The sequence below is a fragment of the Promicromonospora kroppenstedtii genome, assembly GCF_044389675.1.
Lineage (GTDB): Bacteria > Actinomycetota > Actinomycetes > Actinomycetales > Cellulomonadaceae > Promicromonospora > Promicromonospora kroppenstedtii.
On record NZ_JBIRYI010000019.1, the window covers coordinates 15,636 to 30,867 of the forward strand.

A 15,232-nucleotide genomic window follows, 5' to 3' on the forward strand; every position below is an offset into this window, starting at 1 on the left:
CTCTCGGGGGACCGGGCTTTCGCATGTCCGGGCTCAGAGGTCGCCCTTGCGCTCCAGGTAGCGCATCGCGACCCAGCCCAGCGGTACCCGGCCCCAGTAGGTGCACAGGCGGTACAGGATCGTCGCGGAGAAGGCGATGGTGGCCGGCACCCCCGCGGCCGTCAGGCCGGCCGTCAGGGCACCCTCCACGCCGCCCAGGCCGCCCGGCGTCGGGATGAGCGCACCGAGGGCGTTGCCGACCAGGTTGACCAGGGCGATGTCGACGAGCGAGATCGTCTCCCCGAACGCGGCGAGGCAGCACCACAGGCCCACGATGTAGCCGAGCGTCATGATCAGGTTGCCGCCCACGCCGAGCGCCAGGCGGCCTGGGTGGCTCAGCATCTGCGCCAGCCGTGGCCACACCTGGCGCAGCCGCGGCCCGATGAAGCCCATGCCCCAGCGCCGCACCGGCGGCACCAGCAGCGTCGCGACGACGGCGGTGGCGATCCCTGCCAGCGTGATCAGCACGGCGGGCGACGGCAGCTCCACGAGCGCGCCCGAGCCCGTGAAGACCGACAGCGCCACCAGCAGCAGCACCGTGACCACGAACTGCGAGACCTGCACGAGCGCGACCGTGGCCACGGCCATCGACATGGACACACCGCGCTGGGTCAGGAGCCGCAGGTTCAGCGCCGCCGGGCCGATGCCCGCGGGCGCCGCCAGCGCCACGAACGACCCGGCGGCGGCCGTCAGCGTGGCCCGCCCGATCGGTACGCGCGCCGGGGAGAACGCCACGAGCGTCAGGCCCGCGCCGAACCACGTGATGAGGGCCAGCGCGAACGCCACCGCCACCCACCAGGGGTTCGCCGAGCGGACGGCCTCCGCGATCTCGTCGAAGTTGATGGTCGTGACGACCACGGCGACGGCGACGATGGCCACCGTGGTGGTCAGGACCGTGCGCGCGCTGAACCGCGAGATGCGCTGCGGCTGCACGCTGGCCTCGGGCAGGCGCTCCACCAGGGCGTTGCGCAGCTCGCCCATGAGGCCCTTCGCGCGGCGCACCTCCTCGCGGGTGGTCCGCGGGAGCGCGATGGTCTGGATCAGGGGCCCGATGGCGGCGATGTCGGCATCGGGCAGGGCGCGCACCGCGGCGGCGACGGCGCGGCGCGGGCCGACCCGCAGCCCGGTCAGCACGAGCATCTGCACCAGATCGAGCCGGCGCGACAGCGGTGAGGACGCGATGTCCCCCTGCTCCCAGCCCGTGATCCACACGTGCGCGCGGCCGTCGTGGTCCCGCTGCGTCAGCAGGACGTCCTGCGTCAGGGCGCGGTGCGTCAGGCCCACGGCGTGCGCGCGGCCGAGCTGGTCCCACGCCTCGGCGAGCACGTCGTCGTGCACGTCCTCGTCGGGAACGTCGCGCAGCGAGACCGACTGCGTGGCGTGCTCCAGGACGAGCGCGATCGAGTCGCCGAACTCGCCGATGCCCAGCAGCCGCGGTGTGCGGACGCCCGCGGCGGTCGCGGCGTACGAGAGCAGCGCGGTGCGCTCCGCGACGGCCTTGAGCGAGATCGCGGCCCGGCCCTCGATGCCGCGCAGCCGCAGGGCCCGCCACAGCCGCGTGATGAGGCCGACCACCTGGCGGTCGCCGTCCAGCACCAGGACGTCGCGGCGCACGCCGTCGTCGCTGTACAGGGCGTACACCCGGTTGTCTCCGGCCCGGCCCAGGGCGAGCGCGGCCGCGTCGTCCGGCACACCGTGCTCGGCGGCCAGCGCGGACGCGAGCACGGGGGCGGCGGCGCCGTCCTGGCCGGCACCCTCGCCGCCGTCGGACAGGGCGCGGACGCGCGCCAGCGAGATCGGCGCGAACCCGGCGCGCCGCACGGCCGTGACCAGGTCGGCCCCGTAGGCGCGTTCGCTGCGGATGCCCGACACGTACTGCACGGTCGAGCCTGCCAGGCGGCCCAGCAGCAGCGCGACGAGGGTGCCGGGCAGCGACACCTGCCCCGTGATCAGCACGATCAGCAGGGCCAGGAACATCAGGTTCCACGAGATGCGGACGGTCCGACGCCGCGTGGCCGGCCCGGCGACCGTGAGCATCGCCGTGAGCGCCACGGCGAACTCCGGGATGGTCAGCACGTAGCCGGTGCCGCGCTCCCACACGGACATGCCGCGCACCAGCTCGTCCGAGCCCAGCTGGCGCACCAGGAACGTGGTGAGCACGCCGATCAGCAGGCCGAGGACCCCGGCGGCGATGGACTCGACGATCTGCCGGCCCAGCCGCCGCACGCCGAGCTCGATCATGACGGCCACCGGGGCGAACAGGATGACCAGACCCTGCAGCACCGCGACCGGCACGAACAGGATCGCGGCCAGCAGGTCGTTGAAGCTCCGGACGTCCTCGGTGACGCCCGCCGTGGTGCCGTGCGCGACGACCGACAGGAACATGACGCCCGCGGTGCCCAGCGCGCACGCGATCATCCAGACCAGCGCGCGAGGGTGGCGTACGCGGTCCTCCGGGGTGTCGACGACCCGGACCAGGCCGCTCTCGAAGGGCACAGCCTCCGGTCCGCCGGACACCTCGGCACCGGGGTCAGCCCGGCCGGTGCGCGAGTTGGACATGCTCGCGATTCTAGAGCCGTTGAGGCTCGCTTGACCGGAGAGCCGCTACCGCGCCCGGAATATCCGGTTCAGGTCGGCGGCGCCCCCAGCATCCGTCCGGTCGTCCTCACCGGATCCCGAGGGCCTCACGCCACTCGGCCGGCACGAGCGCGTAGCCCACGAACGCGACGACGTCGAGCAGCGTGTGTGCGATCACGAGCGGGAGGATCCGGTGCCGGCCGCCGGGCCGGAACCGGGGCGAGGTGTAGAACCACGAGAACACGACGCCCATCACGACGTTGCCGATGAACGGCCCGATGCCCTGGTACAGGTGGTAGGAGCCGCGCAGCAGCGAGCTGGCGACGACGAACTTCACGCGGTTCCAGCCCAGCTCCCGCGTCCGCTCGTACAGGTAGCCCACGGCGATGACCTCCTCCAGGAGGCCGTTCTGGAACGCGCTGAGCAGCAGCACCGGGACGGTCCACCAGTAGGCGTCCAGGGCGCTGGCCTGCACCTCCACGGTGATGCCGACCGCCCGTCCGAGGGCGTAGAACGCGAGGCCCGGGATGCCGATCGCGGCGGCCAGGGCGAAGCCCCACCCGAGGTCGCGCCACGGGCGCGACCCGTCCAGGCCCAGGCTGCGCGTCACGCTGCGCCCGTTCGCGCTGAGCAGGTACAGGACCAGGGCCACCGGCACCAGCGCGAACCCGATGCTCAGGAGCTGGTAGACGAGGTCGAGGTACGGGCGCTCGGACTGGCTCGCGTTGAGCGTGGCGGTCTGCTCGGCGAGCGGCGTCCCCGCCGTCAGCCGGGCCACGATGTTGACCAGCGCGTACACGCCGGACTGGCCCAGGCTCAGCCCGAGCACTATCCACACCTCGGCGATGGTGCGGCGGCGGGAGAGGGGCGGCTCGGTCACGGTCACGCTCCGGAACCTACCCCGCGTGGCCGGCGGTCCGGCAGCCGGCCACGCGGTGGCTCAGCGGTTCGAGGCCCGCCGCACGAAGTCCGCGAGGTCCGCCGACTGGGCGACCCGCGACTCGGGGTGGATGTACATCATGTGGCCCGCCGGGTAGACGCGGGTCTCGATGCGTTCGCGGTAGGACGCCGGGATCGCCATCTGGTCGAGGCTCTACTCGATGGCCTCGACGGGCACGCCGCCGTCGTACCGGCCCATGGCGATGTGTACCTGGAGGTGCGGGTTCAGGATCATCGCCGTGGCCAGCTTGTCGGCGACGTCGACGGCCTTGCCCTCGAACTCCTTGTACGACCACGGGTGCACGTGCCGTGAGAGCACCTCGTAGATCGCGTCGTGCTCGTACCCGAGCTCGCCGCGCAGGTAGTGGTGCAGCGCCGCCGTGTACGGGCCCGACGTCGCGGTCAGGAACGGGTCGTACGGCATCTGCTCGTGGATGTAGTGGTCCGCCGGGCCGGTGAACCGGGTGTCGAGGCGGCCGGTGACCAGGCGGCGCGCCCGCAGGAGCTCGGCGTAGACCCGGGTGTGCTCCAGGCGCAGGTTGGCGCGGTCCACGTAGTCCTCGCTCAGCCCGGTCAGGGCGGCGATCTTGGCGACGGCGGCGGCCCGCTCGTCGTCGGGCACGCGTGCCCCGCGGGCCAGCACGGAGGCGTAGGTCTCGGCCCAGTCGCGCGCCTCGGCCACGACGTCGTCGAGCGACCGGTCGCCGAGCAGGCCGTGGTAGTGCGCCGTCGCCGCGTAGACCGGCAGGAACAGCGGGTGCGGCAGGTTGGAGTGCTCGCCGTCGAAGAGCGCCTCCATGTTGAGCGCCGGGGCCACCAGCATGACGCCGTTGAGGAACATGCCGAACCGCTGCTGCAGGTACTCGGCCAGCGCGGCGCCGCGCGTACCGCCGTAGGACTCGCCGATCAGGAACTTGGGGCTCATCCACCGGTCGTTCCGGCTCGTCCACAGGCGGATGATCTCGCCGACGGACTCGATGTCGCCCGTGAAGCCGTGGAACGGCTTGGCCTGCTCGCCCTCGGTGGCGCGCGAGAACCCCGTGGAGACCGGGTCGATGAACACCAGGTCGGAGACCCGCAGCAGCGTCTCCGGGTTGTCGATCAGCCCGTACGGCGGCGCGGTCAGGTTGCCGACGTCGCCCGAGTCGACCCGGCGCGGGCCCAGCACGCCCAGGTGCAGCCACACCGACGACGAGCCAGGGCCGCCGTTGAACGCGAACGTCACCGGACGCCGCGTCACGTCCGCGTCATCGAGCGTGTAGTAGGTGATCGAGACCTCGGCCTTGGGCTTGCGGCCGTCGTACTTCTCGTCCTTGACGGACTCCTGGCGCAGCACGACGCGGCCGGTCGTGACGGAGTAGGCGAGGTCGCCGTCCGGCGTGTGGAGGGTGTGCCGCGTGGTGACCAGGTCGTCGGCGGGCTCCGGCTTCTTCGGCGGTCCCCCGTCCGACGACGTCTTGGTCGCCTCGGGCTGTTCGGTGCTGGTGCGCTTCTCGTCGGTCACCCGAGGAACCTATCCCGACCCCTCCCTTTCGAGGCCCAGGTTTTCTTCGCTTTGAGCCGGACCAAGGCGAAGAAGACCTGGGCCTCGAAAGGGACTGCAAGAGCGGGGCCAAAACCCCTTGCGCGCCGGTCGGGCTGTCCGGCAAACTGGTTTGCAGCACAAACCAGTTTGAGAGGCGATCACCATGACCACCGACCCGACGCACCGTCCTGAGCCCGCAGAGGGGCCGGGCACCTCCGCGGAACCGGGACGCCCGGCCGACGGCGCGGGCCTCGACCCCGCCGGGACGCTGCGGCTGATCCGGCAGCAGCAGGAGGCGGCCCGCGACGCCACCGGGCCCGACGGGCGCCTGCTGTTCGGCGCGTGGGGCCTGGCCTGGGTGATCGGGTACCTGGCCATGTGGACGACGGCCCGCGAGACGGGTTCGCCCGCGCCGTGGGCCGGGTGGGTGTTCGCCTGCTGCATCGCGGGCGCGACCACGTTCACGATCGTGCACAGCATCACCCGGACCGCGGGCACCAGGGGCACGAGCGCCCGGGTCGGGGCGCTGTACGGCTGGACCTGGTTCCTCGCGTTCACCGCGCTCGGCGTCGTGCTGGGGGCGATGGGCAACGCCGGGGCGTCGCCCGAGATCATGGCGATCGCCGCGAACGGCTTCGCCTGCGTGATCGTGGGCCTGATGTACATCGCCGGCGGGCTGCTCTTCGAGGAGAACCGCATGGCTCTCGTCGGCGGCTGGATGCTCGTCGCCGCGGTGCTCGCGGCCTTCGCCGGGATGCCCACCACCTACCTGGTGATGGCCGTCGCGGGCGGCGGCGGCTTCCTGGTCATGGTGGCGGTGGAGCAGGTGCTCCGGGCGCGACGCCGATCGGAGGGCGGTGTGCGGCGTGCCTGAGGATCTCGACCCGGTCATCCACGCGCCCGCCCGGCTGCGCGTCGTGGCCTCGCTCGCGGCCCTGGGCCGCGGCGACGAGGTCGCCTTCCCCAAGCTGCGCAAGCTGCTCGACATGACCGCCGGAAACCTGTCGACCCACCTGCGCAAGCTGGAGGACGCCGGGTACGTACGGGTCACCAAGACGCACGAGGGCAGGACGCCTGTGACGTACCTGGCCCTCACCGACAACGGCCGCACCGCGTTCGCGGACTACCAGGCGGCACTGATGGATCTTCTGAAGGGAGCACAGTGATGAGTGCGGTAGAGGTCAGCGGGGTGACCAGGCGTTTCGGCGCCGTGGTGGCCCTCGACGACGTCTCGCTGGAGGTCGGCCACGGCGAGCTGGTCGGCCTGCTCGGACCCAACGGGGCCGGCAAGTCCACGCTCCTGTCGCTGGTCAGCGGCCAGCGCCGGCCCGACACCGGGGTGGTGCGCCTGAACGGCCACGACCCCCGCGACGCACGGTCGCGCACCGTGCTCGGCCTGACTCCGCAGGAGACCGGCCTGCCCGCGACGCTGCGCGTCCGCGAGGTGGTCGACTTCGTGGGCGGGCACTACCCCGACCCGGTGCCGACGGCCGAGCTGCTGGACCAGTTCGGGCTCGTCGACCTGGCCAACCGGCAGACCGGTTCGCTGTCCGGGGGGCAGAAGCGGCGGCTGGCCGTGGCGCTGTCGCTGGTCGGCCGGCCCCGCGTCGTCCTGCTCGACGAGCCCACCACCGGCCTCGACGTGTCCGGCCGGACCGCGCTGTGGGACGCCATCCGCGCGTACCACGCGAGCGGCGGCACCGTGCTGCTCACCTCGCACTATCTGGAGGAGGTGCAGGCGCTCGCCGAGCGGGTCGTCGTCATCGACCACGGGACGGTGCTCGCCGACGACTCCCTGGAGAACATCCTCGGCAAGGTCGGCGCGCGTCGCGTGCAGCTGACCGACGCCGCCGGGGTGCGCCAGGAGCACCTCGTCACGGACTCCGACGCGTTCGTGCGCGACCTGGTGCGCTCCGGCGCCGAGTTCAAGGACCTGGAGATCCGCGGCGCCTCCCTCGAGGAGGCGTTCGGCCAGCTCGTCGACGCGACGAACGAAGGAGCAGTGCGATGAGCACGACCACGAGCACCACCCGTCCCGATACTCCGGCCGGGCGGACCCAGTCGTTCTGGACGCTGTCCTGGCTGCACCTCAAGTACCAGTTCCTGGAGACCGTCCGGGTTCCCATCGCGGTGCTCGGGAACGTGCTGTTCCCGTCGCTGGCGATGGTCTTCTTCGTGGTGCCGCAGGAGTCGGTGGCGGGCAACCCCCTGTACGCGACCATCGCCATCGCCGGCCTCGGGCTGTTCGCGATCTGCTCCGCCAGCCTCTTCACCTACGGCCTGGGTGTCGCGGAGGACCGGCAGCTGCCGTTCTACCCGTTCCTGCGCTCGCTGCCCGCCGGCCCCGGGCCCCAGATGGTCGCCCGCGTGCTCAACGGCGGCATCTTCTCGTTGTTCGGCCTGTTGCCGCTGATCCTCATCGGCTGGCTGTTCACCGCGGCCGCCCTGACGTTCGGCCAGCTGCTCGCCGGCATCGGGACCATCCTCGCGGTGTCCGTCCCGTTCGTGCTGCTCGGCATGGCCATCGGGTACAAGCTGTCGGCCAAGGCGGCGCTGCCCGTGGTGCAGGTCATCCTGTTCCCGCTGGCCTTCGCGGGCGGCCTGTTCCTGCCGCCCGAGGCGTTCCCCGCCTGGCTGGACGCCATCTCGAAGGCCACGCCCACCCGCGCCGGCCGGGACCTGCTGGTCCAGGCGACCACGGGCCTGGACGCGTACGCGCTCGCCCTCCCGGTGCTGGCCGGGTGGACCGTGCTGTTCGCGGTGCTGGCGATCCTGGCCTACCGCGGCGACGAGGGGCGCCGCTTCCGCTGAGCGGTGCTGCGGTCATCCGGCGCGGCGCAGGCGCAGCGAGTTCGCCACCACCAGGACCGAGCTCGCCGCCATCGCCCCGCCCGCGATCATCGGGCTGAGCAGCCCGGCCGCCGCCAGCGGGAGCGCCGCGACGTTGTACGCGAACGCCCAGAACAGGTTCTGCTTGATCACCCGCAGGGTCTTCCGGGACAGGCGGACGGCGCTCGCGGCGGCCCGCAGGTCGCCCCGGACCAGCGTGATGTCGCCCGCCTCGATCGCCACGTCGGTGCCGGTGCCCATCGCGAGGCCCAGGTCGGAGGTGGCCAGGGCGGCGGCGTCGTTCACGCCGTCGCCCACCATCGCCACGGTGCGGCCCTCGGCCTGCAGCCGCGCCACCACCGCGGCCTTGTCGGCGGGCAGCACCCGCGAGATCACGTCCTCCTGCGGGATGCCCACGGCCCGGGCGGCGACGCGGGCCGCGCCCGCCGAGTCGCCGGTCAGCAGGTAGGGGCGCAGGCCCAGCCCGGTCAGCTCGGCGACGGCCTCGGCCGACGTCGCCTTGGCGGGGTCGCGCAGCGCGATCACGCCGCCCGCAGCACCGTTCCAGGCGACGGCCACGGCGGTCGCCCCGGCCTCCTCCTGCTGCCCGACGGCGGAGCGCACCTCCGCGGAGACCGTCACCCCCTGCTCGGCGAGCCAGTCCGGGCGGCCCACCAGGACACGCCGGGTGTTGAGCGCGCCGCCGGGGGCCAGTCCGGCATGGGCCCGCCGGACCAGGCCCTCCACGCCCCCGCCCGGGTGCGCCACGAAGCCTGTCACCTCCAGCGGCGTCTCGGGGTCCGGGTCCGCGGCGGCACGGCCCGCGGCCGCGACGGCCCGCGCGATGGGGTGCTCGCTGAGCGCCTCGACGGCGGCCGCGTACCGCAGCACCTCCGGGGCGTTGGTGAGGTGGTTCGCGTCGTCGGCGGCCGAGGGGCCGACGCCGGCCATCGCGGGGCTCCGGTCGGGGCTCCACACGTCCACCACGCGCATGCGGCCCTCGGTGACCGTGCCCGTCTTGTCGAGGACCACGGTGTCGACGCGGCGCGTGCTCTCCAGGATCTCCGGCCCGCGGATCAGCACTCCGAGCTGGGCACCGCGGCCCGTGCCGACCAGGATGGCCGTGGGCGTGGCCAGCCCCAGCGCGCACGGGCAGGCGATGATCAGCACCGCGACGGCGGCGGTGAAGGCGGCCTCGACGTCGCCGGTCCGGGCGAGCCAGCCCGCCAGGGTCAGCAGGGCCAGCACCAGCACCACCGGCACGAACACCGCCGAGATGCGGTCGGCGAGCCGCGCCACGGGGGCCTTGCCCGTCTGGGCCCGTGCCACGAGCCGCCCGATGCGGGCGAGCATCGTGTCCTCGCCCACCCGGGTCGCGCGCACCAACAGGTGCCCCGACATGCTCACCGTGCCGCCCACGACGTCGTCGCCGGCGGTCACGTCCACGGGGACGGGCTCGCCGGTGACCAGCGACGTGTCGAGCGCCGAGGCGCCCTCCACCACCGTGCCGTCCGTGGCGACGGTGCCGCCCGGGCGCACCGCGAACACGTCCCCCACCCGCAGCGCGGCGACCGGCACCGCGGTGGTGCGCCAGCCGCCGTCGGGCAGGCGCAGGGGCGTGCCGTCCGGGCCGAGCGAGATGCGCTCGGCGTCCTTGGCGCCCAGGCTGAGCAGGGCGCGCAGGGCGTCGCCGGCGCGGCGCCGCGACCGGTGCTCGGCGTACCGCCCGGCCAGCAGGAACGTGGTGACCACGGCGCCGACCTCGAAGTACACGGCCGGGCCCATGCTGTGCTCCGTGGGCCGGACGACGCCGGCGACCAGGACCCAGAGGGACCACAGGGTCGCCGCGACCACGCCGATCGAGACCAGCGTGTCCATCGTGGAGCTCGCGTGCCGGGCGGCCCGGAACGCCGCGGCGTGGAACGGCCAGGCGCCCCACACCACGACGGGCAGTGCCAGCGCGGCGACCAGCCACTCGCTGGCCGGGAAGGACAGCGCGGGCACCATCGACAGCAGCAGCACCGGGACGGTGAGCACCGCCGACACGCGCAGGCGGCGGAGCAGGTCCTCGCCGCGGTACCCGTCGCCGGGGGCCGCATCGGGCTCGGCGGCGTGCTCCGCGCCGGACCCGGCGCCGTCCGCGGCCGTCCCCGCCCCGTCGCCGGCCGCGCCGTTCACGGCGTGGCGGCGCGTCACGCGCGCCTCGTACCCGGCGGCCTCGACGGCGTCGACCAGGTCCTGGTCGGCGACGTCGGCCGAGAGCACGACGTGCGCCGACTCCAGCGGCAGGTTCACGGTCGCGGCGACGCCGTCGAGCCGGTTGAGCTTGCGCTCGACCCGGGCGACGCACGAGGCGCACGTCATCCCGGAGACAGCGAGCTCGACCTCGCCGAGGGGGTGCAGGGCCTCAGCGGCAGGCACGGTGCTCCTTACGGGGGTGGGGCGTTCGATCAGGACTGGACGATCGGCAGCATGCGGGTCGCCTGACGGCCCGGGGCCTGGGCAGCGGACTCGGCCGCCACGGCGTTCTCGACCACCTCGACGTCGGCCACCTGGTAGCCGGCCTCGTCCACGGCGTCGCGCAGCGCCGCCTCGGCCAGCGGCAGCTTCGAGATCACGTGGACCTGCGAGGTCTCGCCGGCGTGCAGCTCGACGCTGACGTCCTGGACGTCCGGCACGCCGCGCAGCTCGTTGGTCACGGCGGACACGCAGTGCCCGCAGGTCATCCCGGTCACGGCGAGCTTGGTCACGGTGGTCATGCGTTCTCCTCGGTTCGTGGGCTGCTGGACGTGCGGATGCTGCTGGACGTGCTCGGGGCGCCGGACCGTCACATGCGGACGAGGCGGGCGATCGCCTCCGAGGCCTCCCGGACCTTGGCCGCGCCCTCGGCGTCGGAGGCCTTGGCCGCGTCCACCACGCAATGTCCCAGGTGGTCCTCGACGAGCGCTAGGCTCACCGCTTGCAGCGCCTTCGTCACGGCGCTGACCTGGGTGAGCACGTCGATGCAGTACTCGTCCTCGTCGATCATCCGCGCTATTCCGCGAACCTGCCCCTCGATGCGGCGCATCCGCTTGAGGTAGCCGGTCTTGTCGGACGCGTAACCGTGCGGCCCGTCGTGCGCACCGGCCGCGTGCTCGTGTGGGGTGGCGGCCTCGGTCGCCTCGGTGATCTCCGTCGCCTCGGTCATAGAACCATGAGATACCCCTACGGGGTAGTGAGTCAAGTGTCCAGGCCGCAGCCTGGGAGCGGCGTTCACCACCTCCAGGATCGGATACCTTTCGTCCTAAATACCCCAGATTCTGCATGAGAGGTCCTCCCGCCGGCATGCCCGCCTCGATGACTCGCCGCCTCCTGCTCGCCGCGCTGGCCGCGGCCGGACCGCTCGCCCTCACGGCGAGCGCGGCACCCACCGACACCCCCGTAGCGCCGCCCGCCGTGGTTCCTGCCGCGACGCGGAAGGCCCAGGCCCAGGAGGCACCCCGCATCTACATCGCCGGCGACTCGACGGCGGCCCAGAAGTACGCCGGGGTCTTCCCCGAGACCGGCTGGGGCATGGGACTGTCCTGGTACGTGGCGCCGCGCATCGAGGTCCTGAACCACGCGATGAACGGGCGCAGCTCCAAGAGCTTCATCACCGAGGGGCGCCTCGACGCGATCCTGGACGCCCTCCGCCCTGGTGACGTGCTGCTGGTGCAGTTCGGGCACAACGACGAGAAGGCCCACCCGTACGTCAGCACCGATCCGTGGACCACCTACCCGTCCCACCTGCGCCGCTATCTCGACGGCGCCCGGGAGCGGGGCGCGCGGCCCGTGCTGCTGACCCCGGCGGAGCGCCGGCGGTTCGACGCGGCCGGGAACGTCGTCGCGACCCACGGGTTCTACCCGGACGCGATGCGGGCGCTGGCCGCCGCCGAGGGCGTGCCGCTGGTCGACGTCACCGCGCAGACGATGGCGCTGTGGCAGGAGCTCGGGCCCGACGGTACCCAGGTGTACTTCCTGAACACCTACGAGGGGCGGCAGGACAACACCCACTTCAACACCCCGGGCGCCCGCCTGGTCGCCCGGATGGTGGCGCGCGGCCTGCTCGCCGCGGGCGTCCTCGCGGAGGACCAGGTGCGTCGCCTCGACGAGAGCATCCCGGTCGAGTGGTTCACGTGGCCCGAGGAACCGCCCGCAGTGACCTGATCCGGTGCGGTGACCAGCGGAGCGGCGGTGTGGTTGCTACGTTCGACGGATGGACCAGTCAGGGGGACGGGGCGTAGCGGTCGTGGTCGAGGACGACGACCTCATCCGTGAGGTCATCGAGGTCATCCTCCAGCAGGCCGGCTTCACCGTGCACCCCGCCGCCACCGGCGCGCAGGGCGTCGCGCTCGTGAAGGCGCACCAGCCCATCGTGACCACCGTCGACATCTCGCTGCCCGACATCGACGGGTTCGAGGTCGTGCGCCGGGTCCGGACCTTCTCTGACACGGTCATCGTCATGCTCACGGCCCGGGTCGACGAGGTCGACACGCTCATGGGTCTCGAGTCCGGCGCCGACGAGTACGTCACCAAGCCGTTCCGGCCGCGCGAGCTCCGGGCGCGGATCGACGCGCTCCTGCGCCGGTCCGGACACCTGGCGCCGGCCGCCGGGCCCGCCGAGGAACCCGAGCCCGCCCCGGATGACAGCGGCCGGCTCGAGGTCGACACCGTGCGTCGTACGGTCCGCCTGGGCGGCGAGCTCGTGCACCTGACCCGCACCGAGTTCGTGCTGCTCGCGGCCCTGCACGACGCGCGGGGCCGGCCGGTGCCGAAGGGGGACCTGGCCAGCCTGCTCTGGCCCGACGACCACGGCTACGGGGGCGGCGTCACCGAGGCGGACCGCCGCACGGTCGAGGTGCACGTGGCCAACGTCCGCCGCAAGCTCGGTGACAACCCGACGAGCCCGCGCTTCATCCACACGGTCAGGGGGCTGGGGTACCGGTTCGAGAACGCCTGAGCAGTGCGGCCTCGGTGTGGTGGGCCAGCCGCATGAGGTGGATCAGCGTGTCGACCTCCGGGACCGTGCGCGTGCGCGCCACGTCCTGCGCCACGGCCCACGCCGCCTGGGCCAGCGGGACCGCCCCCACCATCGCGCCGGTCACGGCCAGGTCGGCCGCCGTGTCGTAGACGGCGTACACGCTGCCGTCCAGGGCGGCGACGGTGAGCAGCTCGAGGCGGCGTCTGAGGCCCGCGGCGAACTGGTCGGCGAACCGGCGGGCGGTCTCCTGGCCGAGATCCTGGTCGAGGTCACGGAGCACGGTCTCGTCGAGGATGCCCGACGCGAGCTGGCGTTCCGGCCGCTCGGGTACGGGCGCGCTGCCGTCCGGGCAGCCGGTGCGGGCCGTCCGCGCGGCCCCACCGGTCCCGGTGTGTCGTCGAATCTCGGTCATGGTGCGCCTCCCCGTGAGTGCCTGTGCGGCTACTCCCAGGGTGCGGGCCGGAACTCAACGCCCGGCCGAAGAACCTCAAGGACTGCTCAGGATCTGCCTTGAGGTTCTTGAGGTTTCTTGAGGTGTGCCGCCCACGGGTGTTTCGGCGGTCCGCTCAGCGGGTCAGGTTCCCGATCACGATCGCGACCACGGCCACCGCCGCCCACAGCAGCAGGCCGAACCGCCACCAGACGTTCAGCGTGAGCCGGTTCGGGGCGTCGAGCTGCATGGCTTCCTCGTCCGAGAGGGGCCGCGTCGCCCACCCGGCCTCCGTGGCGGTGGCGAGGCTGTACCGCAGGCCCCACGACACGCGCAGGATCCAGAACAGGTGGAAGTACGAGTAGCGCAGTACCAGGGCACGCCCCGCGTCCAGCGGCGCCGTCTTGCTCCTGCTGCCCCAGCCGAAGAAAACCATGTTCGATCCCTTGTCTCTGACCGCACGCGCCCTGCGCGCGGCGAGCAGAGCGTGGCAGAACCGCGCGCCCAGGTCAGTGGGGAGAACTCCCCACCCGGGACGGGTGGACGACGTCCGCCCGGGAGGGACGAGGCCCGCGGTCGCGGATGAGAGTCGACGGGGCCCGGCGTAGCGTGAAAAGGGACCGAAGCCAGTTCAAGGATGACCTGGAAGGGGTAACCCAACATGCCTGGAAACAAGGCGGTCGCCTACCGCGAACCCGGCGTGGTCGAGGTGGTCGACATCGACTACCCGACGTTCGAGCTCCGGGACGGACCCGGGGTCAACCCGGCCAACGTGGGCCGCAAGGTGCCGCACGGCGTGATCCTGCGAACCGTGTCCACCAACATCTGCGGCTCGGACCAGCACATGGTCCGCGGCCGCACCACCGCGCCCCCTGGACTGATCCTGGGGCACGAGATCACCGGCGAGATCGTCGAGAAGGGTCCGGACGTCGAGTTCCTCGACGTGGGTGACATCGTCTCGGTCCCGTTCAACATCGCCTGCGGGCGGTGTCGCAACTGCAAGGAGCGCAAGACCGGCATCTGCCTGAACGTGAACCCGGACCGCCCCGGGTCGGCGTACGGGTACGTCGACATGGGCGGCTGGGTGGGTGGCCAGTCCGAGTACGTGCTGGTGCCGTACGCGGACTTCAACGCCCTCAAGTTCCCCGACAAGGACCAGGCGCTGGAGAAGATCCTCGACCTGACGATGCTCAGCGACATCTTCCCGACGGGCTTCCACGGGTGTGTGAGCGCGGGTGTGGGTGTGGGCTCCACCGTGTACGTCGCGGGCGCCGGACCGGTCGGGCTGGCCGCCGCGGCGTCGGCCCACCTGCTCGGGGCTGCCGTGGTGATCGTGGGCGACCTCAACAAGGAGCGGCTGGAGCAGGCGCGGTCGTTCGGCTGCGAGACGGTGGACGTCACAGCCGGGCCGATCGGCGACCAGATCGAGCAGCTTCTCGGCGAGCCCGAGGTGGACTGCGGCGTGGACGCCGTCGGCTTCGAGGCGCGCGGGCACGGGTCCGAGTCGTCGACGGAGCACCCGGCCGCCGTGCTGAACGGGCTGATGGAGGTCACGCGGGCGGGCGGCTCGCTGGGCATCCCGGGCCTGTACGTGACGGGCGACCCGGGGGCGTCCACCGAGGCCGCGAAGGTCGGGTCGCTGTCGCTGCGGCTGGGGCTCGGCTGGGCCAAGTCGCACGCGTTCACGACCGGTCAGTGCCCGGTGATGAAGTACAACCGGAGCCTGATGCAGGCGATCCTGCACGACAAGGTGCAGATCGCCAAGGCCGTCAACGCTCGGGCGATCTCCCTGACGGACGCGCCGACGGGCTACCACGAGTTCGACGAGGGCGCGGCGACGAAGTTCGTGCTGAACCCGAACGACTACATCAAGGCAGCGTGATCCCACCTGGCC

At 72.7% G+C, this 15,232-nt stretch carries 16 protein-coding genes; 7 read left to right on the forward strand and 9 right to left on the reverse strand.

Going from position 1 to position 15,232, the window contains the following annotated elements; all coding sequences use genetic code 11:
- Positions 1 to 33 precede the first annotated feature (33 nt).
- From ACH47X_RS23885 to ACH47X_RS23900, 4 genes are all read right to left on the reverse strand, one after another.
- Positions 34 to 2,598: a flippase-like domain-containing protein gene (locus tag ACH47X_RS23885; RefSeq protein WP_397407540.1), complete on the reverse strand. Its 2,565-nt coding sequence runs from the start codon at positions 2,596 to 2,598 to the stop codon at positions 34 to 36.
- A 106-nt stretch (positions 2,599 to 2,704) separates the two neighbouring features.
- Positions 2,705 to 3,502, reverse strand: coding sequence for a CPBP family intramembrane glutamic endopeptidase (locus tag ACH47X_RS23890; protein WP_397407542.1), 798 nt, complete (start codon positions 3,500 to 3,502; stop codon positions 2,705 to 2,707).
- Between the two features lie 54 nt (positions 3,503 to 3,556).
- The gene (locus ACH47X_RS23895) at positions 3,557 to 3,697 is read right to left on the reverse strand and encodes a hypothetical protein (RefSeq protein WP_397407544.1); all 141 of its coding nucleotides are present in this window, start codon (positions 3,695 to 3,697) and stop codon (positions 3,557 to 3,559) included.
- A gap of 12 nt (positions 3,698 to 3,709) precedes the next feature.
- Entirely contained in the window at positions 3,710 to 5,059 is a 1,350-nt protein-coding gene (locus ACH47X_RS23900) for a S10 family peptidase (protein WP_397407546.1), read from the reverse strand.
- Between the two features lie 184 nt (positions 5,060 to 5,243).
- Between ACH47X_RS23900 and ACH47X_RS23905 the strand changes: the two genes are divergently transcribed.
- The 4 genes from ACH47X_RS23905 to ACH47X_RS23920 are packed head-to-tail and all read left to right on the forward strand — an operon-like array spanning position 5,244 to position 7,891.
- Positions 5,244 to 5,954 carry a hypothetical protein gene (locus ACH47X_RS23905; protein ID WP_397407548.1) on the forward strand — a complete coding sequence of 237 codons (711 nt, stop codon included), beginning with the start codon at positions 5,244 to 5,246 and terminating at the stop codon, positions 5,952 to 5,954.
- The gene (locus tag ACH47X_RS23910; protein WP_036961930.1) at positions 5,947 to 6,246 is read left to right on the forward strand and encodes a transcriptional regulator; all 300 of its coding nucleotides are present in this window, start codon (positions 5,947 to 5,949) and stop codon (positions 6,244 to 6,246) included. Before ACH47X_RS23905 ends, ACH47X_RS23910 begins: the two co-directional genes overlap by 8 nt.
- Positions 6,246 to 7,091, forward strand: coding sequence for an ABC transporter ATP-binding protein (locus ACH47X_RS23915; protein ID WP_397407550.1), 846 nt, complete (start codon positions 6,246 to 6,248; stop codon positions 7,089 to 7,091). The genes ACH47X_RS23910 and ACH47X_RS23915 overlap by 1 nt, the downstream gene beginning before the upstream one ends.
- A complete protein-coding gene (locus ACH47X_RS23920; RefSeq protein ID WP_397407552.1) occupies positions 7,088 to 7,891 on the forward strand; it encodes an ABC transporter permease in 804 nt (267 codons plus the stop codon). Before ACH47X_RS23915 ends, ACH47X_RS23920 begins: the two co-directional genes overlap by 4 nt.
- A 12-nt stretch (positions 7,892 to 7,903) precedes the next feature.
- Here ACH47X_RS23920 and ACH47X_RS23925 read toward each other — a convergent pair whose 3' ends face one another.
- The 3 genes from ACH47X_RS23925 to ACH47X_RS23935 all read right to left on the reverse strand — a co-directional run bounded on the left by ACH47X_RS23925 (position 7,904) and on the right by ACH47X_RS23935 (position 11,096).
- Complete coding sequence (locus ACH47X_RS23925; protein WP_397407660.1) at positions 7,904 to 10,273, reverse strand: heavy metal translocating P-type ATPase; 2,370 nt, start codon at positions 10,271 to 10,273, stop codon at positions 7,904 to 7,906.
- Between the two features lie 86 nt (positions 10,274 to 10,359).
- Positions 10,360 to 10,668 carry a heavy-metal-associated domain-containing protein gene (locus ACH47X_RS23930; protein ID WP_397407554.1) on the reverse strand — a complete coding sequence of 103 codons (309 nt, stop codon included), beginning with the start codon at positions 10,666 to 10,668 and terminating at the stop codon, positions 10,360 to 10,362.
- Positions 10,669 to 10,736: 68 nt separating this feature from the next.
- Positions 10,737 to 11,096, reverse strand: a complete 360-nt coding sequence (locus tag ACH47X_RS23935) for a metal-sensitive transcriptional regulator (RefSeq protein ID WP_084800312.1) — start codon at positions 11,094 to 11,096, stop codon at positions 10,737 to 10,739.
- A 149-nt stretch (positions 11,097 to 11,245) separates the two neighbouring features.
- Between ACH47X_RS23935 and ACH47X_RS23940 the strand changes: the two genes are divergently transcribed.
- Both ACH47X_RS23940 and ACH47X_RS23945 read left to right on the forward strand, forming a co-directional pair.
- The gene (locus ACH47X_RS23940) at positions 11,246 to 12,094 is read left to right on the forward strand and encodes a rhamnogalacturonan acetylesterase (RefSeq protein WP_397407556.1); all 849 of its coding nucleotides are present in this window, start codon (positions 11,246 to 11,248) and stop codon (positions 12,092 to 12,094) included.
- A 49-nt stretch (positions 12,095 to 12,143) separates the two neighbouring features.
- A complete protein-coding gene (locus ACH47X_RS23945) occupies positions 12,144 to 12,887 on the forward strand; it encodes a response regulator transcription factor (protein WP_397407558.1) in 744 nt (247 codons plus the stop codon).
- On the opposite strand, the gene ACH47X_RS23950 is transcribed toward ACH47X_RS23945, so the two are convergent.
- Both ACH47X_RS23950 and ACH47X_RS23955 read right to left on the reverse strand, forming a co-directional pair.
- The gene (locus ACH47X_RS23950) at positions 12,853 to 13,320 is read right to left on the reverse strand and encodes a hypothetical protein (protein ID WP_397407560.1); all 468 of its coding nucleotides are present in this window, start codon (positions 13,318 to 13,320) and stop codon (positions 12,853 to 12,855) included. The genes ACH47X_RS23945 and ACH47X_RS23950 overlap by 35 nt on opposite strands.
- 154 nt (positions 13,321 to 13,474) lie before the next feature.
- Positions 13,475 to 13,774, reverse strand: coding sequence for a hypothetical protein (locus ACH47X_RS23955; RefSeq protein WP_397407562.1), 300 nt, complete (start codon positions 13,772 to 13,774; stop codon positions 13,475 to 13,477).
- A gap of 225 nt (positions 13,775 to 13,999) precedes the next feature.
- Here ACH47X_RS23955 and fdhA point away from each other — a divergent pair, with 225 nt between their 5' ends.
- A complete protein-coding gene (gene fdhA, locus ACH47X_RS23960; RefSeq protein WP_397407564.1) occupies positions 14,000 to 15,220 on the forward strand; it encodes a formaldehyde dehydrogenase, glutathione-independent in 1,221 nt (406 codons plus the stop codon).
- Positions 15,221 to 15,232: the final 12 nt, after the last annotated feature.

Coding starts and splice junctions, on each gene's coding strand:
- ACH47X_RS23895 (WP_397407544.1), bottom strand. CDS start 3,697: ATGGCGATCCCGGCGTCCTACCGCGAACGCATCGAGACCCGCGTCTAC.
- ACH47X_RS23940 (WP_397407556.1), top strand. CDS start 11,246: ATGACTCGCCGCCTCCTGCTCGCCGCGCTGGCCGCGGCCGGACCGCTC.
- ACH47X_RS23945 (WP_397407558.1), top strand. CDS start 12,144: ATGGACCAGTCAGGGGGACGGGGCGTAGCGGTCGTGGTCGAGGACGAC.
- ACH47X_RS23920 (WP_397407552.1), top strand. CDS start 7,088: ATGAGCACGACCACGAGCACCACCCGTCCCGATACTCCGGCCGGGCGG.
- ACH47X_RS23935 (WP_084800312.1), bottom strand. CDS start 11,096: ATGACCGAGGCGACGGAGATCACCGAGGCGACCGAGGCCGCCACCCCA.
- ACH47X_RS23955 (WP_397407562.1), bottom strand. CDS start 13,774: ATGGTTTTCTTCGGCTGGGGCAGCAGGAGCAAGACGGCGCCGCTGGAC.
- ACH47X_RS23930 (WP_397407554.1), bottom strand. CDS start 10,668: ATGACCACCGTGACCAAGCTCGCCGTGACCGGGATGACCTGCGGGCAC.
- fdhA (WP_397407564.1), top strand. CDS start 14,000: ATGCCTGGAAACAAGGCGGTCGCCTACCGCGAACCCGGCGTGGTCGAG.
- ACH47X_RS23925 (WP_397407660.1), bottom strand. CDS start 10,273: ATGACGTGCGCCTCGTGCGTCGCCCGGGTCGAGCGCAAGCTCAACCGG.
- ACH47X_RS23905 (WP_397407548.1), top strand. CDS start 5,244: ATGACCACCGACCCGACGCACCGTCCTGAGCCCGCAGAGGGGCCGGGC.
- ACH47X_RS23950 (WP_397407560.1), bottom strand. CDS start 13,320: ATGACCGAGATTCGACGACACACCGGGACCGGTGGGGCCGCGCGGACG.
- ACH47X_RS23885 (WP_397407540.1), bottom strand. CDS start 2,598: ATGTCCAACTCGCGCACCGGCCGGGCTGACCCCGGTGCCGAGGTGTCC.
- ACH47X_RS23915 (WP_397407550.1), top strand. CDS start 6,246: ATGAGTGCGGTAGAGGTCAGCGGGGTGACCAGGCGTTTCGGCGCCGTG.